Below are 21768 nucleotides of genomic sequence, written 5' to 3' on the forward strand. Positions count from 1 at the left end.
CGCTCAGTGGGCGCGTGAAAGATACGCGTTGAAGCCGTGGTCGAGGTAGGCATTGAGCGGCAGATCATCGCTCAGCATGGCCGCGTCGATGTCGGCAAGCTCGGCGGTACGCTGCTGGTCTTCCCAGTACGCGATTCCGACGAGGCTCACGACCAGCGCGACGAGCGGCCAGGCGAGCGCAAAGCGGCGCAGCGGCGAGCGGCGGCGCTGCGGAAGTTCGGCTTGCGGAATGCCGGACGGGATACCCGCGCCGGCGAATGCCGGCGCGAACACCGGTGCGCTGACGGGTTCGGGCTTTTTGCGGGTCAGCGCGGCGCGACGCGCCGCGGCGAGTCGGTCGACAGTAGCGGACGGAATGCTGGCAGCGTTTTCGTCGAGCGCGCGGCGCACCTGGCGGGCGAACTCGAGTTCTTTTGTTTCGAGGGAGCTCATAGCGTGATTCCTTTGGCCTTGAGCGCTTGCGCCAGCGTGTGAGTGGCCCGCGAGCAGTGCGTTTTCACACTGCCCTCGGAGCAGCCCATTGCGGCGGCAGTCTCAGCGACATCCATATCTTCCCAATAACGCATGAGAAACGCCTCCCGTTGACGTGCCGGTAACTTTTGGATCTCGTCGTCGATCAACTGCAGGACCTGTTCGCGTTCGAGTCTCTGCTCGTTGCTCTCGGCGCCCGCCGAGCCTTGCTGGGCCTCGAAGATTTCGAGAGGGTCGAAATCTTCGTCGTCCGCGTTGCCAAGCGACGAAAAAAGACTCACCCAGGTATTGCGTACTTTCGCACGACGGAAATAGTCGTGCATCGCATTCTGGAGAATACGCTGAAACAGGAGGGGAAGTTCGGCCGCCGGCCGGTCGCCGTATTTTTCGGCGAGCTTGATCATCGCGTCCTGCACGATGTCGAGCGAGGCGTCGTCGTCCCGCACGGCGTAGACCGTCTGCTTGAATGCGCGCCTTTCGACGCCCGCCAGAAAATCGGCGAGTTCCTTGTCTGATGCCATCCGTTTGGGGGTCGGCGCAGCGAGCGTGCGCGTAATCGGTCGAAAAATGTCGTAAAACTCGCGGATGCTAACAAACTTTTGCGCGGCTGGGGCGAAACGTGATGCAGCTTGCATCCCTATAACAGCGAATTCACTCGTTTTCCGCGATGTCGCATTGCGTCGCTTGCGGCATATCGACCCGCTCTTTCTTTCGACTACTTGAGTCGGCGTGCGGCCGGCAATCGCCGCCGTACATCGGTCAGGTCTGCGCGCGAAGCGGCCATGCGACGGGTGTGCAGGCATTATTTGCTTGACCGCGGAGGCGTCTGCCGCTATCGTCGCTGGTTCGCAACATAAGTGACTTGTCTCAATTGAGGTGTGGCCCAAGAAGCTCACCTGTCAACTGGACGCGCCGCTTGAACCCGAGCCACAAGCCCGGCAGAGAGCACCCGATCAAATTTTTGCCGAAATTTCGAAAGGTGAATAAATGAATATGCCCAGCGCGGAATTCTCCACGTCGGATACGACTCCCCATATCGAAGCTGACTCTATCGGCGCCACCGTGCTCATGAAAGCACTGGCTGACGAAGACGTCGAGTTCGTCTGGGGCTATCCCGGCGGCTCGGTACTCTACATTTACGACGAGCTGTACAAGCAGGACAAATTCCAGCACATCCTCGTGCGCCATGAGCAGGCCGCCGTCCACGCTGCCGACGCCTACGCGCGTTCCACCGGCAAAGTCGGTGTGTGTCTCGTGACTTCCGGCCCGGGTGTGACCAATGCGGTCACCGGCATCGCCACTGCGTACATGGATTCGATTCCACTCGTCGTGATCAGCGGCCAGGTGCCGACTGCAGCGATCGGTCAGGATGCATTCCAGGAGTGCGATACGGTCGGCATCACGCGTCCATGCGTGAAGCACAACTTCCTCGTGAAGGACGTGCGCGACCTCGCCGCGACCGTCAAGAAAGCTTTCTATATCGCCCGTACCGGCCGTCCCGGCCCGGTGTTGATCGACATTCCGAAAGACGTGTCGAAAACGCCTTGCCAGTACGAGCCGATCAAATCCGTCTCGCTGCGCTCGTACAACCCGGTCACGAAAGGTCACTCCGGTCAGATCCGCAAGGCCGTGGCCTTGCTGCTGTCGGCCAAACGTCCTTATATCTACACGGGCGGCGGCATCATTCTCGCGGACGCCTCGCGTGAGCTGAACCAGTTCGCCGATCTGCTCGGCTATCCCGTCACCAATACGCTGATGGGTCTGGGCGGCTACCGCGCGAGCGACAAAAAATTCCTCGGCATGCTCGGCATGCACGGCACGTACGAAGCCAACATGGCGATGCAGCACTGCGACGTGCTGATCGCGATCGGCGCGCGTTTCGACGACCGCGTGATCGGCGACCCGGCGCACTTTGCTTCGCGTCCGCGCAAGATCATTCATATCGACATCGATCCGTCGTCCATTTCCAAACGGGTCAAGGTCGACATTCCGATTGTCGGCGACGTGAAGGAAGTGCTCAAGGAACTGATCGAGCAGTTGCAGACGGCCGAGCATGGCCCGGACACCGCGGCGCTCGCCGACTGGTGGAAGGACATCGAAGCCTGGCGCGCGAAAGACTGCCTGAAGTTCGACCGCAAGAGCGACATCATCAAGCCGCAGTACGTGGTGGAGAAGGCGTGGGAGCTGACCGACGGCAATGCGTTCGTCTGTTCCGACGTCGGCCAGCACCAGATGTGGGCGGCGCAGTTCTATCGCTTCAACAAGCCGCGCCGCTGGATCAACTCCGGTGGCCTCGGCACGATGGGCTTCGGCCTGCCGGCCGCGATGGGCGTGAAGATGGCGCACCCGGACGACGACGTGCTCTGCATCACGGGCGAAGGCTCGATCCAGATGTGCATCCAGGAGCTCTCCACCTGCAAGCAGTACGAGACTCCGGTCAAGATCATTTCGCTGAACAACCGCTATCTGGGCATGGTGCGCCAGTGGCAGCAGATCGAATACAGCAAGCGGTATTCGCATTCGTACATGGATGCGCTGCCCGATTTCGTGAAGCTCGCCGAAGCGTTCGGTCACGTAGGCATGCGTATCGAACGCACGGCCGACGTGGAGCCGGCGCTGAAGGAAGCGCTGCGCCTGAAAGATCGCACGGTGTTTCTCGATTTCCAGACCGATCCGACCGAAAACGTCTGGCCGATGGTTCAGGCCGGCAAGGGCATCACCGAGATGCTCATGGGTTCGGAAGATCTATAACGACTGTTTCCGACGCCGGCTTCGTTGCGCGCGCCTTCAAGAAAGGCGTTGGCGCACGAGGCGGCGCGAACTGCTCGCATACATCGACAAAACATCTGGAAGAAGCGAAACATGAGACACATCATTTCAGTCCTGCTGGAAAACGAACCGGGCGCGTTATCACGCGTAGTCGGGCTCTTCTCGGCACGCGGCTACAACATCGAAACCTTGACGGTGGCTCCGACCGAAGACCGTTCGCTGTCGCGCATGACCATCGTCTCCATTGGCTCGGACGACGTGATCGAACAGATCACGAAGCATCTGAACCGCCTGATCGAGGTGGTGAAAGTGGTCGACCTTACCGAGGGCGCCCACATCGAACGCGAGCTGATGTTGATCAAGGTGAGGGCGGTCGGCAAGGAACGTGAGGAGATGAAGCGGATGTCGGATATTTTCCGCGGCCGCATCATCGACGTCACCGAAAAGACCTACACGATCGAACTGACGGGCGCGAGTGAAAAGCTCGACGCGTTCATCGAAGGGCTCGACGCTACGGCGATTCTCGAAACGGTCCGTACGGGCGGCTCGGGCATCGGTCGCGGCGAGCGCATTCTGAAGGTGTGACGCGCGAGCCCACCTCGCCGTCCATCACCCTAGTCGATCGGGCCGGTCAGCGCCTTCAGCGGTCCGGCCACGCAACACACTATTCGCAATATCTGAATTTCACCGAATCATCGAATTTAGCCAAGGAACCGACATGAAAGTTTTCTACGACAAGGACGCTGACCTCTCCCTCATCAAGGGCAAGCAGGTCACCATCATCGGCTATGGCTCGCAAGGCCATGCGCACGCGCTGAACCTGAAAGAGAGCGGCGTGAACATCACGGTCGGTCTGCGCAAGGGCGGCGCATCGTGGAGCAAGGCTGAGAACGCCGGACTGCAGGTGAAGGAAGTCGCGGAAGCCGTGAAAGGTGCGGACGTGGTCATGATGCTGCTGCCGGACGAGCAGATCGCCGAAGTCTATGCAAAGGAAGTGCACGGCAACGCCAAAGAAGGTGCAGCGCTCGCGTTCGCGCACGGCTTTAACGTGCACTACGGTCAGGTGATTCCGCGCGCGGACCTGGACGTCATCATGATCGCGCCGAAGGCGCCGGGCCATACGGTTCGCGGCACGTACACGCAAGGTGGCGGCGTGCCGCACCTGATCGCGGTCGCACAGGACAAGTCGGGCGCAGCGCGTGACATCGCATTGTCGTACGCGGCAGCGAACGGCGGCGGCCGTGCCGGCATCATCGAAACGAACTTCCGCGAAGAAACGGAAACCGACCTGTTCGGCGAACAGGCTGTTCTGTGTGGCGGGACGGTCGACCTGATCAAGGCTGGTTTTGAAACGCTGGTTGAAGCAGGCTACGCGCCGGAAATGGCGTATTTCGAATGCCTGCACGAACTGAAGCTGATCGTCGACCTGATCTACGAAGGCGGCATCGCGAACATGAACTACTCGATCTCGAATAACGCCGAATACGGCGAGTATGTGACGGGTCCGCGTATTGTGACGGCCGAGACGAAGAAAGCGATGAAGGCCGTGCTGACCGACATTCAGACGGGCGAGTACGCAAAGAGCTTCATCATCGAAAACAAGGCTGGCGCACCGACGCTGCAATCGCGCCGCCGTCTGACGGCCGAGCACCAGATCGAACAGGTTGGTGCGAAGCTGCGCGCGATGATGCCGTGGATCGCGAAGAACAAGCTGGTCGACCAGTCGAAGAACTAAAGCGCCAGTTTCATTGCGTCTGAACCGGCGCTGCACGTAAGTACACACGCGTGCAACGACCGGTCATTCAAAAAGCCGCCCAAGGGTGCTGAACCCTGGGCGGCTTTTGCTATGCTACGGTTTTACAAAATACAGAAGCCATCCATGAATTACCCTCATCCGATCATCGCGCGAGAAGGCTGGCCGTTCATCGCCATCGCGGCCGTTGTTGCTTTACTGGTTCATGCCTTCGCGGGGTTCGGCTTTGCATGGCTGTTCTGGCTGATCCTGATCTTCGTCGTGCAGTTCTTCCGCGACCCGGCCCGTCCCATTCCCACGCAGGCTAACGCCGTGCTGTGTCCTGCCGACGGGCGCATCGTCGCTGTGGAAACCGCGCATGATCCGTATGCCAATCGCGAAGCGTTGAAGATCAGCGTGTTCATGAACGTGTTCAACGTGCACTCGCAACGCTCGCCAGTAGATGGCGCAATCTCGAAGGTCGAATATTTTCCCGGCGCGTATCTGAACGCTGCGGTGGACAAGGCGTCGACCGAAAACGAACGCAATGCGGTAGTGATCGAAATGGCCAGCGGCCAGACGGTGACTTCGGTGCAGATCGCCGGTTTGATCGCGCGGCGCATTCTTTGCTACGTACGCGCAGGTGAGCCGCTTACGCGGGGTCAACGGTATGGGTTCATCCGGTTTGGCTCGCGCGTGGATGTCTATCTGCCGGTGGGCAGCCGTCCGCGCGTGTCGATCGGCGAAAAGGTTTCCGCATCGTCCACGATCCTCGCTGAACTATAAAGCGGCACCCAGGAGGTTTTGCGAATGGCCGCATTCAAACCGCGTCGACCCCGTAACAGTGGACCGCTGCCGCGTCCGTTCCGCCGTAACAAGCCCATGGTGACGGAGTCGGCTGTCGACAGCCGGCGTGCGCAGCGCCAGCAGTTTTTGAGAAAGCGCGGCATTTATCTGCTGCCCAACGCGTTCACCACGGCGGCGCTGTTCTGCGGCTTTTTTGCCGTCGTGCAAGCCATGAACGTGCGCTTTGAAGTGGCGGCCATTGCGATCTTCGTCGCGATGGTGCTCGACGGCATGGACGGTCGCGTTGCACGCATGACGCATACGCAAAGCGCGTTCGGCGAGCAGTTCGACAGTCTGTCCGACATGGTTTCGTTCGGTGTGGCGCCGGCGCTCGTGATGTACGAGTGGATTCTGAAAGACCTCGGGCGCTGGGGCTGGCTGGCGGCGTTCGTTTACTGTTCCGGTGCGGCATTGCGGCTCGCGCGTTTTAACACCAACATCGGCGTGGTCGATAAACGCTTCTTCCAGGGCATGCCGAGCCCGGCCGCGGCGGCGCTGATCGCCGGCTTCGTATGGCTTGCCACTGACAATCGCGTGCCGCTCAAGCTCGTGTGGTTGCCGTGGGTGGCTTTCGTGCTGACCATCTATGCAGGCGTAACGATGGTGTCGAACGCGCCGTTCTATAGCGGCAAGGCGCTCGACGTGCGGCATCGCGTGCCGTTCGGTGTGATTCTGCTGGTGGTGGTCGCGTTCGTGCTGGTCTCGTCCGATCCGCCGCTGATGCTGTTTGGCCTGTTTGTGCTGTACGGCTTGTCGGGCTATGTGTTCTGGGGATACCAGGCGCTGCGCGGCAGGGCAAATCCGGCGCGTTCGGTGCAACGCGACAGATAAGCGCGTACCGCGCATGCACGTGTGACCTCTGGGTCGGACGCGGCGGTTCGAGCGAAGTGTCAAGCTTGCGTTGCCGGGGTGGCGGCAGGTTAGCAGGGTGCGTTAGCGGTGTAAGTCAGCGGTATAAGTCAGCGGTAGGAGTCAGGCGCATCATTCAGCGCCACAGGCGGCAGCGCGAATCAGCCGCATTAAAAAACGGCGGCCTCTTAACAGGCCGCCGTTTTTCGTTTCTGGAACGCGGTATCTGCCGGATGTGTGCATTGTCTCAGGCCCGTCTGGCGGCATGTCGGCGCGAGTGGGGCGTGCGTTGCATGGCGCCTGGAATGTCGTTATAGTCGTTGGATGCATGCCTCACGCCTGCCTCGGGCTGCACGTTCAGCTGCGCTTTTACGCGAACCTGCGCGTCGAGAAGCCAGCGCGCCGCATGGCGCTGGCGCGTGCGTCGCGATGACTCCCTTGTCGCTTCGCCAGCCATAACATCGCGCGAGCGAATGTCGCAAGCGGTGGCGCACCATCACATTCCAATATCCGATCCCCATCATCGAACGACTCCTCAGGAGACCCGACATGTCCGACAAACTCATCATATTCGACACTACGTTGCGTGACGGCGAGCAGTCGCCCGGCGCATCGATGACGAAAGAAGAAAAGATCCGCATTGCCAAACAACTGGAGCGGATGAAAGTGGACGTGATCGAGGCCGGGTTTGCCGCAAGTTCGAATGGCGACTTCGACGCGATCCAGACAATCGCCGGCATGGTCAAGGACAGCACGGTTTGCTCGCTCGCCCGCGCGAACGACAAAGACATTCAGCGCGCAGCAGACGCGCTCAAGCCCGCCGATCATTTCCGCATCCACACCTTTATCGCCACGTCTCCGCTTCACATGGAAAAGAAGCTGCGCATGACGCCGGATCAGGTGTTCGAGCAGGCGCGGCTCGCAGTGCGTTTCGCGCGCAAGTTCACGGACGACGTCGAGTTTTCGCCCGAAGACGGCAGCCGCTCGGACATGGACTTTCTGTGCCGCGTGCTCGAAGCGGTGATCGCCGAAGGCGCGACCACGATCAACATCGCAGACACCGTCGGCTATGGTGTGCCGGAATTGTATGGTCAGCTCGTCAGGACACTGCGCGAGCGTATTCCGAATTCACACAAGGCCGTGTTTTCGGTGCACTGCCATAACGACCTCGGCATGGCAGTGGCCAACTCGCTCGCCGGTGTGCAGATTGGCGGCGCGCGTCAGGTCGAGTGCACGATCAACGGTCTCGGCGAGCGGGCGGGCAACACGTCGCTCGAAGAAATCGTCATGGCGGTGAAAACCCGCAAGGATTATTTTGGCCTCGAACTCGGCCTCGACACCACGCAAATCGTGCCGGCCTCGAAGCTCGTGTCGCAGATCACCGGCTTTGTCGTGCAGCCGAACAAGGCGGTGGTCGGCGCGAACGCGTTCGCGCATGCATCCGGCATTCACCAGGACGGCGTGCTGAAGGCGCGCGACACTTACGAGATCATGCGCGCCGAAGACGTGGGCTGGAGTGCGAACAAGATCGTGCTCGGCAAACTGTCGGGCCGCAATGCGTTCAAGCAGCGTCTGCAGGAATTAGGCATTGCGTTGGACAGCGAAGCGGAACTGAATACCGCATTCGCGCGCTTCAAGGAACTGGCTGACCGCAAGTCGGAAATCTTCGACGAGGACATCATCTCGATCGTCACCGAAGAATCCGCCGAAGCGCAGGAGAAGGAGCACTACAAGTTTCTGTCGCTGTCGCAGCATTCGGAGACAGGCGAACAGCCGCACGCGAAGATCGTGTTCTCGGTCGAGGGCCAGGAGATTACCGGCGAGGCGCGGGGCAATGGCCCGGTGGACGCCACGCTGAATGCAATCGAAACGGAAGTGGGCAGCGGTTCAGAGTTGCTGCTGTACTCGGTGAACGCCATTACCACCGGCACGCAGGCGCAAGGCGAAGTGACCGTGCGGCTGTCGAAGAGTGGACGCATCGTGAACGGGGTGGGCACCGATCCGGACATCGTCGCCGCTTCTGCGAAGGCGTATATCTCGGCGTTGAACAAGCTCTATTCGAACGTGAACAAGTTGAATCCGCAGCGTTCGGAGTGATCGCGCTGGAGTGAGGGGTGTCTACGCGGGCGTGATTCGCGTCTTCCTGCGAGGCGGTGAGAAAGGCCTGTATCGTTTTCGTGAGCGGCGCCCCAGATGCTGGACATCTGTCCAACGGTTTGGGGCGCAGTTCAACCAACGCAATTTCTGCATGCGCGAAAAGAACAAAAAAAGCCGCCAAAGCGGCGGCCTGGTCGGTTCAATGACCGGTCACCGCGTGGCGGCGCACTTGCTCATGTAATCAGAAGAGCCCGCGGCGATCCGGATCGTGCAGCGGGTCGGGCGTTTTCTGGGTCGTCCGCAGGATGCCCTGTTCGTCGAAGTAAAAGCTATACAGCATGTACCACACGTTGTCTTCGAGATAGCGGTAGGTCCAGACATCGCGCTTCATCAGCGGGAAATAGGCGGTTTCCTCCGGCCGGCCGAAGTTCACCAGCACGTCGCTTCTCGTCCACTTGCCAATCTCCGCGCGGTAGAACTCGTTGGGCTGCAGCACCTGACGCACATTGACGATCTTGCCGGACGCGTCGATGTCGGCGGCGGTGGTGGTTTCGCCCATTGGCTGGGTGGGCCACATCAGTCGCTTGCCGCCGTTCGGCAGATCGTATGTTTCGCGCGGCGGCCCGAGACGCGCGACAATCGTCGACGCGTCCCCGCCCTGGCTGTATTGTTGCCACGGCTGCGCGCAGCCCGCGAGCGCCAGGGCGCTCAGGCTCAACAGCGCCGCGCGACGCAGGCGCAGAGCCGGCACGCCTGCCAGGGCCGCCGCGAATGGTTGGCGGTTGAACATGAATTCCTCCGATGGCATGTGATGAGCGGTTTTTATCGTCGAACCGCATTATTTTGACATGCGCTGCGGCAAAAGATTTGCGTCCGGCGGCGCGACTTGCTTATTCCATCGTGAACGCCCTATTATCCGCGCTTCGACGATTCAGGCAGGGCATGACGATGCGAATGTGGCAACGGCGAGCGGCAGCGGCGCTGGCCGCTCTTTCACTGGCGGCAACGGTTCACGCCGCGAGCGGTGCGGCTGCGGTGGCGACTGTCGCGGACACGTCCGGTGTCGCCGCCGGCAAGCCTGCGGGCGCGCCGATCCAGCTGGCCCTGATCGAGGGCATGTCCGGCCCGTTTGCAAACGCGGGCGCGGCGGTCGAGCGCAATCTGCGCTTCGGCGTCGAACAGGTCAATGCGCATGGCGGCGTGAAACTGGCGGACGGCGCGCATCCGTTCGAACTGGTCGTGCTGGACAGCAAGGGCAGTACTGAAGAGGCGCTCACGCAATTGCGCGCGGCCGCCGACCGTCACATCGGCTACGTCATGCAAGGCAATAGCTCGGCGGTCGCTGCCGCGCTGATCGGCGCGATCGACAAGCAGAACAGCCGCGAACCCACTAACCGTGAACTGTTTCTCAATTATTCCGCCGACGATCCCGCGCTGACCAATGCCAATTGCAGCTTCTGGCACTTCCGCTTCGACGCGCACGCCGGCATGCGCATGGACGCGCTCGCAGACGTGATCCAGCGTGACCAGGCTGTCAGGAAAGTGTATCTGCTGAATCAGGACTACAGCTTCGGCCACGACGTCAGCAGCCTCGCGCGCTCGGCGCTGGCGTCCAGACGCCCGGACATCGCGGTGGTTGGCGATGAGTTCCACCCGATCGGACGTGTGAAGGATTTCTCACCGTATATCGCGAAGATTCGCGCAAGCGGCGCGGACGCGGTCATTACCGGCAACTGGGGCAACGATCTCACGCTGCTCGTGAAGGCGGCGCGCGAACAGGGACTCGACACGAAGTTTTACACGTTCTACGGCAACAGCCTCGGCGCGCCCGCCGCGCTGGGCGACGCGGGCGTGAAGCATGTCGTGGCGGTGGCCGACTGGCATCCGAACGCGGGCAGCGCGGCTTCGGACGCGTGGTACGCGGCGTTCCGCGCGCGCTTCCCGGCGGCGCAGGACGACTACCCGGTGCTGCGCATGCCGCTGATGATCGAGACGCTGGCCGCGGCGATGAACCGCGCCGGCAGCGCGGACCCGACAGCCGTCGCGCATGCGCTGGAGGGCATCCGGTTCGACAATGGCTTTCATGCATCGTGGATGCGTGCCGACGATCATCAGCTGATCCAGCCCCTCTACGTGATGGAGATGGACAAGGCGGGCACGCCGGGCGTCCATTTCGACAACGAAGGCTCCGGCTATGGGTTTCGTACGGTGCTCGCGCTGCCTGCCGAGCGCACCGTTACGCCGACTGTCTGCCGGATGAAGCGGCCCTGAGCACAGGCTGGCCGCGGGACGCCTGACGCAGCGTCCGCCCGGCACGTACGGGTTCGCGGCGGGATGCGGCTGTGCTACAATATGCGTCCCGTTGTAAGGCGGCAGGTGTATTTGCCGAGTCATTGCGCGGGGTTTGATCCACGGCACGGCCTTTCTTCCGTGACCGCCTGTCTAGTTCTCAAGGAAATCGACATGTCCGCAGTTGAAACAAGCAAGAAGTCTGAAGTCGTCGCGCAGTTCGCACGCGCAGCCAACGACACCGGCTCCCCCGAAGTTCAGGTCGCGCTGCTCACGACCCGCATCAACGAACTGACCGTTCACTTCAAGGCACACACGAAAGATCACCACAGCCGCCGCGGTCTGCTGCGCATGGTGAGCCGTCGTCGTAAGCTGCTCGACTACCTGAAGGGTAAGGACGCAGATCGTTACCGTGCACTGATCGAGAAGCTGGGTCTGCGTAAGTAATCGGCCGGTCGTTCAGCAAGATGCCTGTGTCAGTTCCGCTGATGCAGGCATTTTGTTTTTGCACGGCGCGCTTCATGTGATGCGCGCCGGCTGAAGTCCGCAGCGGCATGCAGGTTCATGCAGCGGATGGCAGGAAATGCGGCTGCAACCTGAGTCACGAAGCATCGGGCAGCTTGCATCGAAGTCGATAAAAAGCAGTACACAACGCAGTAGAAAAGCATCACAGGAAACAAGGCCGGGCTTCAGGGCGGAGCTTTGTGTCATTCCAGCGGTTCGCGCGCGTACGCTATGTAGGGCGTGGTTCTCTGGAATGGCATAACACTACTCTTCCCATGCGGCGCCGGTCCTGGCGTTGCCGCGCCGCTTCTGGTCCGCGCGGCGTAACGAAGAGGATAAGCAATGACTATGTTCAATAAGGTCGTCAAAGAATTTAAGTGGGGACAGCATAACGTTCGCCTGGAAACGGGCGAAATCGCGCGTCAGGCAAGCGGCGCGGTGATCGTCGATGTCGAAGACACCGTCGTGCTGGCAACTGTCGTCGGCGCCAAGACGGCCAAGCCGGGCCAGGACTTCTTCCCGCTGACCGTCGACTACCTCGAAAAGACCTACGCAGCCGGCAAGATCCCCGGCGGTTTCTTCCGCCGCGAAGGCCGTCCGTCGGAAGGTGAAACGCTGATTTCGCGCCTGATCGACCGTCCGCTGCGTCCGCTGTTCCCGGAAGGCTTCTACAACGAAGTCCAGGTCGTGATTCACGTGCTGTCGCTAAACCCCGAAATCCCCGCCGACATTCCCGCGCTGATCGGCGCGTCGGCGGCGCTTGCCGTGTCCGGTCTGCCGTTTAACGGCCCGGTCGGCGCAGCACGCGTGGCCTACATCAATAACGAATACGTGTTGAACCCGACGCGTCCGCAAATGAAGGAGTCGGCGCTCGACCTCGTGGTCGCCGGTACCGAACGCGCGGTGCTGATGGTGGAATCGGAAGCGCAACAACTGAGCGAAGAAGTGATGCTCGGCGCCGTGGTGTTCGGTCACGAACAGATGCAGATCGCGATCGACGCGATCCATGACCTGGTCCGCGAAGGCGGCAAGCCGGAATGGGACTGGCAGCCGGCGGCGAAAAACGAGCCGCTGATCGCACGCGTGACCGAACTGGCGCAAGCCGATCTGCTCGCGGCTTACCAGATCCGCGACAAGCAGGCACGCTCGGCCAAGCTGAAGGAAGTCTACGCAGCCACGTCGGCCCGCCTCGAAGAGGACGCGGCAGCGGGCGGCTCGGTGGCGGCTGACAAGGCAACCGTCGGCAACGTGCTGTTCGACATCGAAGCGAAGATCGTCCGGACGCAGATCCTGAACGGCGAGCCGCGTATCGACGGCCGCGACACGCGCACGGTGCGCCCGATCGAAATCCGTACCGGCGTGCTGCCGCGTACGCACGGCTCGGCGCTCTTCACGCGTGGCGAAACGCAAGCCATGGTGATTGCAACCCTGGGCACGAAGGGCGACGAGCAGAACATCGACGCGCTCGAAGGCGAGTACCGCGAGCGTTTCATGCTCCACTACAACATGCCTCCGTTCGCGACTGGCGAAACGGGTCGCGTCGGATCGCCGAAGCGCCGTGAAATCGGTCACGGCCGCCTCGCCAAGCGCGCGCTGGCCGCATGCCTGCCGAGCGCAGACGAATTCGGCTACTCGATTCGCGTCGTATCGGAAATCACGGAGTCGAACGGTTCTTCGTCGATGGCCTCGGTGTGCGGCGGCTGCCTCGCGCTGATGGACGCCGGCGTGCCGATGAAGGCGCACGTCGCCGGCATCGCGATGGGCCTGATCCTGGAAGGCAACAAGTTTGCCGTGCTGACCGACATCCTCGGCGACGAAGATCACCTCGGCGACATGGACTTCAAGGTGGCCGGTACGGAGCACGGCGTAACCGCCCTCCAGATGGACATCAAGATCCAGGGCATCACCAAGGAAATCATGCAGGTCGCGCTCGCGCAGGCGAAGGAAGGCCGTTTGCATATCCTCAGCAAGATGAGCTCGGCGGTGTCGGGCGCCAACACGGTGCTGTCGGACTATGCGCCGCGTATGATCACCATCAAGATCAATCCGGAGAAGATCCGCGACGTGATCGGCAAGGGTGGTTCGGTGATCCGCGCGCTGACCGAAGAAACCGGCACGACAATCGATATTTCCGACGACGGCGTCGTCACCATCGCAAGCACGAGCAGCGAAGGGATGGCCGAAGCGAAGAAGCGTATCGAGAACATCACGCTGGAGGTCGAAGTAGGCCAGGTGTATGAAGGCACCGTGCTCAAGCTGCTCGATTTCGGCGCGATCGTGAACATTCTGCCGGGCAAGGACGGTCTGCTGCACATTTCCGAAATCGCCAACGAGCGCATCAAGGACATCAACGACTATCTGAAGGACGGCCAGCAGGTGAAGGTCAAGGTCATCCAGACGGACGAAAAAGGTCGTGTGCGACTGTCGGCGAAGGCGTTGCTGAACGAAGGTTCGAACGGCGCGCCGCAAGGCGAAACCACGCCGCAGTAATGCGATAGCGTGACGACGGCCGGCAGCGTGAATGCGCGCCGGCCGTTTTTTATGACGGTCACAGGGTGGATTGCAGTGCAAACGGGTACTCTGTTTGCTAAAGCAGCGCGTCGTCGCGGTTCGGACGTTTCGCACGCGCAGAAGGCTGCTACTGACTTATGTGCAACGCAATCCAATCTTGGAGCAGACGCAGATGAAAGCGATCGAAATCACCGAATTCGGGGCGCCGGACGTCCTCAAGCTGGCAGAGCGGCCCATGCCGCAACCGAAGGCGGGCGAGGTGCTGATCAAGGTGGCAGCGTCCGGCATCAACCGTCCGGATGTGTTCCAGCGCAAAGGCGGGTACGCGCCACCGCCGGGCGCATCGGATTTGCCGGGGTTGGAGGTGGCGGGGGAAATTGTCGGCGGTACTATCGACGAAAAGAACAATCCGTTCGGTCTGAAAATCGGCGATCGTGTTTGCGCATTGCTCGCGGGCGGCGGCTACGCGGAGTATGTGGCCGCGCCGCTGCTGCAGTGTCTGCCCGTGCCGAAAGGCTGGACGGACGTGGAGGCAGCGTCGCTGCCGGAAACGTTCTTCACCGTGTGGAGCAATGTTTTCGAGCGCGCGCAGCTCGGCAACGGTGAAGGCGCGCCGAACGAAACGCTGCTCGTGCAGGGCGGCTCGAGCGGCATCGGCGTGACGGCGATCCAGATTGCACACGCGCTGGGTTTTCGCGTGTTCGCCACCGCAGGGACGGATGAGAAGTGCCGAGCATGCGAGGCGTTGGGCGCTGAGCGCGCGATCAATTACAAGACTGAGGATTTCGTCGAGGTCATCAAGTCGCTCACGCACGATCGTGGTGTCGACGTAATCCTCGACATGGTGGCAGGCAGCTATGTCTCGCGCGAACTGACGGCGTTGGCCGATGGCGGCCGCATCGTGGTGATCGCGTTACTGGGCGGTGCGAAGGCGGAATTGAATCTGAATGACGTGCTGCGGCGCCGTTTGACGGTGACGGGTTCGACGTTGCGTCCGCGGCCGGTCGAGTTCAAGGCGAACATTGCCGCGCAGTTGAAAGAACGCGTGTGGCCGCACCTTGAAGATGGTCGGATCAAGCCGGTGATATTTCGCGTGTTTCCTGCCGCGGAGGCTGCCCGGGCGCACGAACTGATGGAAAGCAGCACGCACGTAGGCAAAATTATGTTGAGTTGGGCGCAGGACGCTTCACACTAGCGCGGCCGGTTTGACGGGCCTGTTTGACCCGGACCACCCCCACGCAGTAAAATTGTGCGTTTTGCGCGCGCCGCATGAATCCGAGGCGGACTGTAAGCGCAAATTAAGCGCAGCGTAAAGTCCGCCATCTAAAAAAGACGAGACGATGCCGAAAAGAGCCAAGCTGGTTGTCGGGAACTGGAAGATGCACGGGCGCCTCGCGGAGAATGCAACGCTGTTGCAGGCTGTCGCGCAGGGAACGGGCGAATTGCCGGCTGATGTGCGAGTCGGCGTATGCGTACCCTGTCCTTATCTTGCACAGACCCAGTCGTTGCTGGAAGGCAGTCGGGTCATGTGGGGCGTGCAGGACGTATCCGCGTTCACGCACGGCGCCTATACCGGCGAAGTCGCTGCCTCGATGGTGACGGATTTTGGCTCCACGCTTGCGATCGTCGGGCATTCGGAGCGGCGAGCCTACCATCGCGAAAGTGCTGAACTGGTTGCGGTGAAAACCCAGCGTGTGCTCGAGGCCGGTTTGACGCCGATCGTCTGTGTCGGAGAAACGCTCGAGGAGCGTGAGGCCGACCTGACCGAGCAGGTAGTCGGCGCGCAGCTCGATGAGGTGCTGGTGAAGCTGTCGGAGCAGGAGGCGGCGCGTATCGTCGTTGCTTACGAACCGGTATGGGCAATCGGCACGGGCAAGAGTGCATCGGCGCAGCAGGCTCAGGCGGTGCACGCATTCCTGCGTTCCCGTCTGGCAGCCAAGGGTGCGGCGGTGGCGGACGTGCCTTTGCTGTACGGCGGCAGCGTGAAGCCCGAAAACGCAGAGGAATTATTCGGTCAAATGGATATCGACGGCGGCCTGATCGGCGGCGCGTCATTGAAGGCTCAGGATTTCCTGGCGATCTGCAAGGCGGCTGGCGCGATCAGCGTGAGTGGTTGAGCAGGGCGCCTCGGCGGGGATCACCCAAACCCGTGTGTCGCGCAACGTGTTGCGTGTATAGCGCGGTTAAATAAGACTCAGGTGAGTGTGATGCTGTATTTGAAAACTTTGATTATCGTCGTTCAGCTGTTGTCGGCACTCGGGGTCATTGGTCTCGTGTTGCTGCAGCACGGTAAAGGCGCTGATATGGGTGCTGCTTTTGGTAGCGGCGCGTCGGGCAGTCTGTTTGGCGCGACGGGTTCGGCGAACTTTTTGTCGCGTACCACGGCGGTGCTGGCAGCGGTCTTTTTTGTCACCACGCTGACGCTGACGTACCTCGGCTCGTATCGCACGAAACCGTCGGCAGGTGTGCTGGGCGCGGCAGCCACCGCTCCGGTTGCCAGCTCTGCGGCGTCGGCGCCTGCAGGTTCGTCGGCTGCGTTGCCGGCTTCGGCGGCTTCCGTGCCCGCTACCGGCGTGCCGAAATAAATTTTCGTTCAAACGTGCTTTTGTGCGTTGAACAAACTGTTTAGACCAGTTACAATTCAAGTCTTGAAGCGATTCGCGGGTTTTAAAAGTTGTTTTCCCGGATTGCAGTTAGTGCCGACGTGGTGAAATTGGTAGACACGCTATCTTGAGGGGGTAGTGGCGAAAGCTGTGCGAGTTCGAGTCTCGCCGTCGGCACCAAATGTTATCTAAATGCCAGCCGCTTGCTTCGCTTCGGCTGGCATTTTTACTTCTGGCGCAGCATTTGCGCGATGGTTTTGCGGCATGTGCGTTTCGGAAGTGATTTCGCGTCAGGAGTGCTATGCTCTTGGCGGCACTCAGAACCAACCGATTGAGGATAGTCTTGAACCTCGCAGCCTATTTCCCCGTCTTGTTGTTCCTCGTTGTGGGCACCGGTTTAGGCGTAGCACTGGTCAGCATCGGCAAGATCCTCGGTCCCAACAAACCTGACACCGAGAAAAACGCACCTTACGAGTGCGGCTTCGAAGCATTCGAAGATGCGCGCATGAAGTTCGACGTGCGCTACTACCTCGTCGCCATTCTCTTCATCATTTTCGATCTTGAAACCGCGTTTCTGTTCCCGTGGGGCGTGGCCCTGCGCGACATTGGCTGGCCCGGCTTCATGGCAATGATGATTTTCCTGCTCGAATTCCTGCTGGGCTTCGCCTACATCTGGAAGAAGGGCGGCCTCGACTGGGAATGATGAACTAATCGCCGGTTTGCGTGGGTGGCCAGGCTTGCCGCCCCGTCTGGAGTGGAAAGCAAATGAGTATTGAAGGGGTCTTGAAGGAAGGGTTTGTCACCACCACGGCAGACAAACTGATCAATTGGACGCGCACTGGCTCGCTATGGCCGATGACGTTCGGTCTTGCGTGCTGCGCGGTCGAGATGATGCATGCGGGTGCTGCCCGTTATGACCTCGACCGTTTTGGCGTGGTGTTCCGTCCAAGTCCGCGTCAGTCGGACGTGATGATCGTCGCCGGCACGCTGTGCAACAAGATGGCGCCTGCTCTGCGCAAGGTTTACGACCAGATGGCCGAGCCACGCTGGGTGATCTCCATGGGTTCGTGCGCGAACGGCGGCGGTTATTACCACTACTCGTATTCGGTCGTGCGCGGCTGCGATCGGATCGTTCCCGTGGACGTCTACGTGCCGGGTTGTCCGCCTACCGCTGAAGCGCTGGTGTACGGTGTGATCCAGTTGCAAGCCAAGATTCGCCGCACCAACACAATCGCCCGTCAATAAGGCAACGCCTCCCCCCACGATATGGCAAGCAAACTCGAGACCCTGAAAGCGAACCTCGAGGCGGCCTTTGGCGGCCTCCTGTTGAACCTCTCCGAAGCGATTGGCGAATTGACGATCGTCGTGAAGGCAAGCGACTACCTGAGCGTGGCAACGCGTCTGCGCGACGACCGCTCGCTCGGTTTCGAGCAGTGTGTGGATTTGTGCGGCGTCGACTACATGACTTACGCCGAGGGCGCTTACGACGGTCCGCGTTTCGCGGCGGTCCTGCACTTGCTGTCGGTGCAGAACAACTGGCGTTTGCGCGTACGTGTGTTCGCTCCGGACGACGAAGTGCCGATCCTGCCGTCCGTCGTCGAGATCTGGAATTCGGTCAACTGGTATGAGCGCGAAGCGTTCGACCTGTATGGCATCGTCTTCGAGGGTCATCCGGACCTGCGTCGCATTCTCACCGACTACGGTTTCATTGGTCACCCGTTCCGAAAAGATTTCCCCGTCTCTGGCTACGTTGAAATGCGTTATGACCCGGAGGAGAAGCGCGTCGTCTATCAGCCTGTGACGATCGAGCCGCGGGAAATCACGCCGCGCGTCATTCGCGAAGATCGCTATGGCGGTCTGAAACACTAAGAGAACGCCATGGCAGAGATCAAGAATTACACGCTCAACTTCGGCCCTCAGCATCCGGCTGCGCACGGTGTGCTGCGCCTCGTGCTCGAACTCGACGGCGAAGTCATCCAGCGGGCGGATCCGCACATCGGGCTGCTTCATCGCGCAACGGAAAAGCTCGCGGAAACCAAGACGTTCATTCAGTCCGTACCGTACATGGACCGTCTCGACTACGTGTCGATGATGGTGAACGAGCATGGCTACGTGATGGCGATCGAAAAGTTGCTGGGCATCGACGTGCCGATTCGTGCGCAATACATCCGCGTGATGTTCGACGAAATCACGCGCGTGCTGAACCACCTGATGTGGATCGGCGCACATGCGCTCGACGTCGGCGCGATGGCCGTGTTTCTGTATGCATTCCGCGAACGCGAAGATCTGATGGACGTGTACGAAGCGGTGTCCGGCGCACGGATGCACGCCGCCTACTACCGTCCGGGCGGCGTGTATCGCGACCTGCCTGACGCGATGCCGCAATACAAAGCATCGAAAATTCGCAATGCCAAGGCATTGTCGAGGATGAACGAGAACCGCCAGGGCTCGCTGCTCGACTTCATCGACGAATTCTTCACGCGCTTTCCGGGCTACGTCGACGAGTACGAGACGTTGCTCACGGACAACCGGATCTGGAAGCAGCGTCTGGTTGGCATCGGCGTGGTCTCGCCGGAACGTGCACTGAACCTGGGCATGACCGGGGCCATGCTGCGCGGCTCCGGTATCGAGTGGGATTTGCGCAAGAAGCAACCGTATGAAGTGTACGACCGGCTGGATTTCGACATCCCGGTTGGCGTGAATGGCGACTGCTATGACCGCTATCTGGTGCGCGTCGAAGAAATGCGTCAGTCTACGCGAATCGTGAAACAGTGCATTGAGTGGTTGCGCAAGAATCCCGGCCCGGTGATGACTGACAATCACAAGGTTGCGCCGCCCTCACGCGTGGGCATGAAGTCGAACATGGAAGAGCTGATTCACCATTTCAAGCTCTTTACCGAAGGCTTCCACGTGCCGGAAGGCGAAGCGTATGCCGCTGTCGAGCACCCGAAGGGTGAATTCGGCATCTATCTGGTCTCGGATGGCGCGAACAAGCCGTATCGCCTGAAGATCCGTGCACCGGGCTACGCGCACCTGTCCACGCTCGACGAAATGGCGCGCGGCCATATGATTGCCGACGCCGTGACCATCATCGGCACGCAGGACATTGTGTTCGGCGAAGTGGATCGCTAGGACGTATTCATCGGCGCGCCGCTTCAGCTCTTACCGAAGCACGCGTCAAGCACAGGAACGCCGGGTCTGTCGCAACACGAAGTGGGCGACAGGTTTTCGTTCGGTAGGAATTGAAAGAGTCGTGTCTGAAAATGATCTCAGCTGAAGGCCTGAAAGAAATCGATCGTGCGGTCGCCAAGTATCCCGCCGAGCAGAAGCAGTCCGCCGTGATGTCGGCATTGGCCGTCGCTCAGGAAGAGCACGGCTGGCTGACGCCCGATCTCATGCAGTTCGTCGCGGACTACCTCGGCATGCCGGCAGTCGCCGTGCAGGAGGTCGCGACCTTCTACACGATGTTCGAGACGTCGCCGGTCGGCAAGTACAAGATCACGCTCTGCACGAATCTGCCCTGTCAGCTCGGCCCGGACGGCGGCTCGGAAAGCGCCGCTGAGTATCTGAAGCAGAAGCTCGGCATCGACTTCGGCGAAACCACGGCCGACGGCAAGTTCACCTTGAAAGAAGGTGAGTGTATGGGTGCGTGCGGCGACGCGCCGGTGATGCTGGTGAACAACCATCGCATGTGCAGCTTCATGAGCCGCGCGAAGATCGACCAGCTGCTCGAGGAACTTTCGAAATGACGTCTTTACACGATCGTCACATCAAACCGCTGATTCTCGCCGGCCTGAACGGCGACAACTGGCATCTCGAAGACTACGTGGCGCGCGGCGGTTATGCACAGCTGCGCCGCATTCTGGAAGAGAAGATTGCGCCCGAGCAGGTGATCGCCGAAGTGAAGGCGTCCGGTCTGCGTGGTCGCGGCGGCGCCGGTTTCCCGACCGGCCTGAAGTGGAGCTTCATGCCGCGCCAGTTCCCGGGACAGAAGTACCTCGTCTGCAATTCGGACGAAGGCGAGCCGGGCACGTTCAAGGACCGCGACATCCTGCGCTTCAATCCGCATTCGCTGATCGAAGGCATGGCGATTGGCGCGTACGCAATGGGCATCACGGTCGGCTTCAATTACATTCACGGCGAGATTTTCGAAGTCTATCGGCGCTTTGAGCAGGCGTTGGATGAAGCGCGTGCCGCGGGGTTCCTCGGCGCGAACATCATGGGGTCGGCTTTCTCGTTCGAACTGTATGCGCACCACGGTTACGGCGCGTACATCTGCGGCGAAGAAACTGCATTGCTCGAATCGCTGGAAGGCAAGAAAGGCCAGCCGCGCTTCAAGCCGCCTTTCCCGGCGAGCTTCGGCGTGTACGGCAAGCCGACCACGATCAACAACACCGAAACGTTCGCCGCGGTGCCGTTCCTGCTTGCAATCGGTCCGCAGAATTACCTCGAGATCGGCAAGCCGAACAATGGCGGTACGAAAATTTTCTCGGTATCGGGCGACGTCGAACGTCCGGGCAACTACGAGATTCCGCTCGGCACACCGTTCTCCACGCTGATGGAGTTGGCGGGCGGCATCCGCGGTGGCAAGAAGATCAAGGCGGTCATTCCCGGCGGGTCGTCGGCACCGGTTATCCCCGGCGACGTGATGATGCAGACGGACATGGACTACGATTCGATCGCCAAGGCCGGGTCGATGCTGGGTTCGGGCGCCGTCATCGTGATGGATGAAACGCGTTGCATGGTGCGCTCGCTTTTGCGCCTGTCGTATTTCTATTACGAAGAGTCGTGCGGCCAATGCACGCCGTGCCGCGAAGGCACGGGTTGGCTGTATCGCGTCGTGCATCGCATCGAGCATGGGCTTGGCCGTCCGGAAGATCTGGACCTGCTGAACTCGGTCGCGGAAAACATCATGGGCCGCACGATCTGTGCGCTCGGCGATGCGGCGGCCATGCCGGTTCGCGGCATGCTCAAGCACTACTGGGACGAATTCGAATACCACGTTGCTCACAAGCATTGCCTCGTCGGCGGTCATGCCGGCCATGCGGCGGCGCAGGAAACTGTGGCTGCATGAAGGGGCGGCATCGGGTGTCTGCC

The 21768-nt window shown here is 60.8% G+C and carries 21 protein-coding genes and 1 tRNA gene; 19 read left to right on the plus strand and 3 right to left on the minus strand.

Translation table 11 applies throughout. From position 1 onward, the window contains the following. Nucleotides 1-3: 3 nt before the first annotated feature. Together AAGS40_RS04535 and AAGS40_RS04540 are read right to left on the minus strand one after the other, a co-directional pair. Nucleotides 4-432 carry a DUF3619 family protein gene (locus AAGS40_RS04535; RefSeq protein WP_345813481.1) on the minus strand — a complete coding sequence of 143 codons (429 nt, stop codon included), beginning with the start codon at nucleotides 430-432 and terminating at the stop codon, nucleotides 4-6. Continuing rightward, entirely contained in the window at nucleotides 429-992 is a 564-nt protein-coding gene (locus AAGS40_RS04540; protein WP_345814261.1) for an RNA polymerase sigma factor, read from the minus strand. Before AAGS40_RS04540 ends, AAGS40_RS04535 begins: the two co-directional genes overlap by 4 nt. A gap of 466 nt (nucleotides 993-1458) precedes the next feature. On the opposite strand from AAGS40_RS04540, the gene AAGS40_RS04545 reads away from it, so the two are divergent. From AAGS40_RS04545 to AAGS40_RS04570, 6 genes are all read left to right on the plus strand, one after another. Beyond that, nucleotides 1459-3222, plus strand: coding sequence for an acetolactate synthase 3 catalytic subunit (locus AAGS40_RS04545; RefSeq protein WP_345813482.1), 1764 nt, complete (start codon nucleotides 1459-1461; stop codon nucleotides 3220-3222). A 111-nt stretch (nucleotides 3223-3333) separates the two neighbouring features. After that, nucleotides 3334-3825: an acetolactate synthase small subunit gene (gene ilvN, locus AAGS40_RS04550; RefSeq protein WP_007588180.1), complete on the plus strand. Its 492-nt coding sequence runs from the start codon at nucleotides 3334-3336 to the stop codon at nucleotides 3823-3825. A 109-nt stretch (nucleotides 3826-3934) separates the two neighbouring features. Then, entirely contained in the window at nucleotides 3935-4975 is a 1041-nt protein-coding gene (ilvC, locus tag AAGS40_RS04555) for a ketol-acid reductoisomerase (protein WP_345814263.1), read from the plus strand. 144 nt (nucleotides 4976-5119) lie between these two features. Beyond that, nucleotides 5120-5758 (plus strand): phosphatidylserine decarboxylase, encoded by a 639-nt coding sequence (locus AAGS40_RS04560; protein WP_345813488.1) that lies wholly within the window; start codon nucleotides 5120-5122, stop codon nucleotides 5756-5758. Between the two features lie 24 nt (nucleotides 5759-5782). Then, nucleotides 5783-6649, plus strand: coding sequence for a CDP-diacylglycerol--serine O-phosphatidyltransferase (gene pssA, locus AAGS40_RS04565; protein ID WP_345813489.1), 867 nt, complete (start codon nucleotides 5783-5785; stop codon nucleotides 6647-6649). A 567-nt stretch (nucleotides 6650-7216) separates the two neighbouring features. Continuing rightward, entirely contained in the window at nucleotides 7217-8764 is a 1548-nt protein-coding gene (locus tag AAGS40_RS04570; RefSeq protein ID WP_345813490.1) for a 2-isopropylmalate synthase, read from the plus strand. A gap of 241 nt (nucleotides 8765-9005) precedes the next feature. On the opposite strand, the gene AAGS40_RS04575 is transcribed toward AAGS40_RS04570, so the two are convergent. Then, nucleotides 9006-9554, minus strand: a complete 549-nt coding sequence (locus AAGS40_RS04575) for a hypothetical protein (RefSeq protein WP_345813491.1) — start codon at nucleotides 9552-9554, stop codon at nucleotides 9006-9008. Nucleotides 9555-9706: 152 nt separating this feature from the next. On the opposite strand from AAGS40_RS04575, the gene AAGS40_RS04580 reads away from it, so the two are divergent. The 13 genes from AAGS40_RS04580 (at nucleotide 9707) to nuoF (ending at nucleotide 21745) form a co-directional block, all read left to right on the plus strand. Beyond that, nucleotides 9707-11035 (plus strand): branched-chain amino acid ABC transporter substrate-binding protein, encoded by a 1329-nt coding sequence (locus tag AAGS40_RS04580; RefSeq protein WP_345813492.1) that lies wholly within the window; start codon nucleotides 9707-9709, stop codon nucleotides 11033-11035. Between the two features lie 192 nt (nucleotides 11036-11227). Beyond that, entirely contained in the window at nucleotides 11228-11500 is a 273-nt protein-coding gene (gene rpsO, locus AAGS40_RS04585; protein ID WP_011487489.1) for a 30S ribosomal protein S15, read from the plus strand. Between the two features lie 399 nt (nucleotides 11501-11899). After that, on the plus strand, nucleotides 11900-14047 hold the full coding sequence (gene pnp, locus AAGS40_RS04590) for a polyribonucleotide nucleotidyltransferase (RefSeq protein WP_345813497.1): 2148 nt from the start codon (nucleotides 11900-11902) through the stop codon (nucleotides 14045-14047). Nucleotides 14048-14240: 193 nt separating this feature from the next. After that, entirely contained in the window at nucleotides 14241-15263 is a 1023-nt protein-coding gene (locus AAGS40_RS04595; RefSeq protein WP_345813499.1) for an NAD(P)H-quinone oxidoreductase, read from the plus strand. 145 nt (nucleotides 15264-15408) lie between these two features. Continuing rightward, nucleotides 15409-16185, plus strand: a complete 777-nt coding sequence (tpiA, locus tag AAGS40_RS04600) for a triose-phosphate isomerase (RefSeq protein ID WP_345813501.1) — start codon at nucleotides 15409-15411, stop codon at nucleotides 16183-16185. Nucleotides 16186-16275: 90 nt separating this feature from the next. Continuing rightward, entirely contained in the window at nucleotides 16276-16653 is a 378-nt protein-coding gene (secG, locus tag AAGS40_RS04605; RefSeq protein WP_345813502.1) for a preprotein translocase subunit SecG, read from the plus strand. 113 nt (nucleotides 16654-16766) lie between these two features. After that, nucleotides 16767-16851, plus strand: a tRNA-Leu gene (locus AAGS40_RS04610). Nucleotides 16852-17014: 163 nt separating this feature from the next. Next, nucleotides 17015-17374: an NADH-quinone oxidoreductase subunit A gene (locus AAGS40_RS04615; RefSeq protein WP_013339872.1), complete on the plus strand. Its 360-nt coding sequence runs from the start codon at nucleotides 17015-17017 to the stop codon at nucleotides 17372-17374. 62 nt (nucleotides 17375-17436) lie between these two features. Continuing rightward, the gene (locus AAGS40_RS04620) at nucleotides 17437-17916 is read left to right on the plus strand and encodes an NADH-quinone oxidoreductase subunit B (protein WP_006052903.1); all 480 of its coding nucleotides are present in this window, start codon (nucleotides 17437-17439) and stop codon (nucleotides 17914-17916) included. A 21-nt stretch (nucleotides 17917-17937) separates the two neighbouring features. Next, complete coding sequence (locus AAGS40_RS04625) at nucleotides 17938-18540, plus strand: NADH-quinone oxidoreductase subunit C (RefSeq protein WP_345813513.1); 603 nt, start codon at nucleotides 17938-17940, stop codon at nucleotides 18538-18540. Nucleotides 18541-18549: 9 nt separating this feature from the next. Continuing rightward, nucleotides 18550-19803, plus strand: coding sequence for an NADH-quinone oxidoreductase subunit D (locus AAGS40_RS04630; protein WP_345813515.1), 1254 nt, complete (start codon nucleotides 18550-18552; stop codon nucleotides 19801-19803). 131 nt (nucleotides 19804-19934) lie between these two features. Continuing rightward, nucleotides 19935-20420 carry an NADH-quinone oxidoreductase subunit NuoE gene (gene nuoE / locus AAGS40_RS04635; RefSeq protein WP_345813517.1) on the plus strand — a complete coding sequence of 162 codons (486 nt, stop codon included), beginning with the start codon at nucleotides 19935-19937 and terminating at the stop codon, nucleotides 20418-20420. After that, the gene (nuoF, locus tag AAGS40_RS04640; protein WP_345813518.1) at nucleotides 20417-21745 is read left to right on the plus strand and encodes an NADH-quinone oxidoreductase subunit NuoF; all 1329 of its coding nucleotides are present in this window, start codon (nucleotides 20417-20419) and stop codon (nucleotides 21743-21745) included. The genes nuoE and nuoF overlap by 4 nt, the downstream gene beginning before the upstream one ends. Nucleotides 21746-21768: the final 23 nt, after the last annotated feature.

Source organism: Paraburkholderia sp. PREW-6R, from assembly GCF_039621805.1.
In the GTDB taxonomy this organism is placed as follows: Bacteria; Pseudomonadota; Gammaproteobacteria; order Burkholderiales; family Burkholderiaceae; genus Paraburkholderia.

Bases quoted from the DNA above. Each gene is read 5' to 3' on its own strand.
- AAGS40_RS04625 (WP_345813513.1), top strand. From the start codon at position 17,938: ATGGCAAGCAAACTCGAGACCCTGAAAGCGAACCTCGAGGCGGCCTTT.
- AAGS40_RS04575 (WP_345813491.1), bottom strand. From the start codon at position 9,554: ATGTTCAACCGCCAACCATTCGCGGCGGCCCTGGCAGGCGTGCCGGCT.
- AAGS40_RS04560 (WP_345813488.1), top strand. From the start codon at position 5,120: ATGAATTACCCTCATCCGATCATCGCGCGAGAAGGCTGGCCGTTCATC.
- pssA (WP_345813489.1), top strand. From the start codon at position 5,783: ATGGCCGCATTCAAACCGCGTCGACCCCGTAACAGTGGACCGCTGCCG.
- pnp (WP_345813497.1), top strand. From the start codon at position 11,900: ATGACTATGTTCAATAAGGTCGTCAAAGAATTTAAGTGGGGACAGCAT.
- AAGS40_RS04540 (WP_345814261.1), bottom strand. From the start codon at position 992: ATGGCATCAGACAAGGAACTCGCCGATTTTCTGGCGGGCGTCGAAAGG.
- nuoF (WP_345813518.1), top strand. From the start codon at position 20,417: ATGACGTCTTTACACGATCGTCACATCAAACCGCTGATTCTCGCCGGC.
- secG (WP_345813502.1), top strand. From the start codon at position 16,276: ATGCTGTATTTGAAAACTTTGATTATCGTCGTTCAGCTGTTGTCGGCA.
- rpsO (WP_011487489.1), top strand. From the start codon at position 11,228: ATGTCCGCAGTTGAAACAAGCAAGAAGTCTGAAGTCGTCGCGCAGTTC.
- AAGS40_RS04545 (WP_345813482.1), top strand. From the start codon at position 1,459: ATGAATATGCCCAGCGCGGAATTCTCCACGTCGGATACGACTCCCCAT.
- AAGS40_RS04570 (WP_345813490.1), top strand. From the start codon at position 7,217: ATGTCCGACAAACTCATCATATTCGACACTACGTTGCGTGACGGCGAG.
- AAGS40_RS04620 (WP_006052903.1), top strand. From the start codon at position 17,437: ATGAGTATTGAAGGGGTCTTGAAGGAAGGGTTTGTCACCACCACGGCA.
- nuoE (WP_345813517.1), top strand. From the start codon at position 19,935: ATGATCTCAGCTGAAGGCCTGAAAGAAATCGATCGTGCGGTCGCCAAG.
- tpiA (WP_345813501.1), top strand. From the start codon at position 15,409: ATGCCGAAAAGAGCCAAGCTGGTTGTCGGGAACTGGAAGATGCACGGG.
- ilvN (WP_007588180.1), top strand. From the start codon at position 3,334: ATGAGACACATCATTTCAGTCCTGCTGGAAAACGAACCGGGCGCGTTA.
- AAGS40_RS04535 (WP_345813481.1), bottom strand. From the start codon at position 432: ATGAGCTCCCTCGAAACAAAAGAACTCGAGTTCGCCCGCCAGGTGCGC.
- AAGS40_RS04580 (WP_345813492.1), top strand. From the start codon at position 9,707: ATGACGATGCGAATGTGGCAACGGCGAGCGGCAGCGGCGCTGGCCGCT.
- AAGS40_RS04630 (WP_345813515.1), top strand. From the start codon at position 18,550: ATGGCAGAGATCAAGAATTACACGCTCAACTTCGGCCCTCAGCATCCG.
- AAGS40_RS04595 (WP_345813499.1), top strand. From the start codon at position 14,241: ATGAAAGCGATCGAAATCACCGAATTCGGGGCGCCGGACGTCCTCAAG.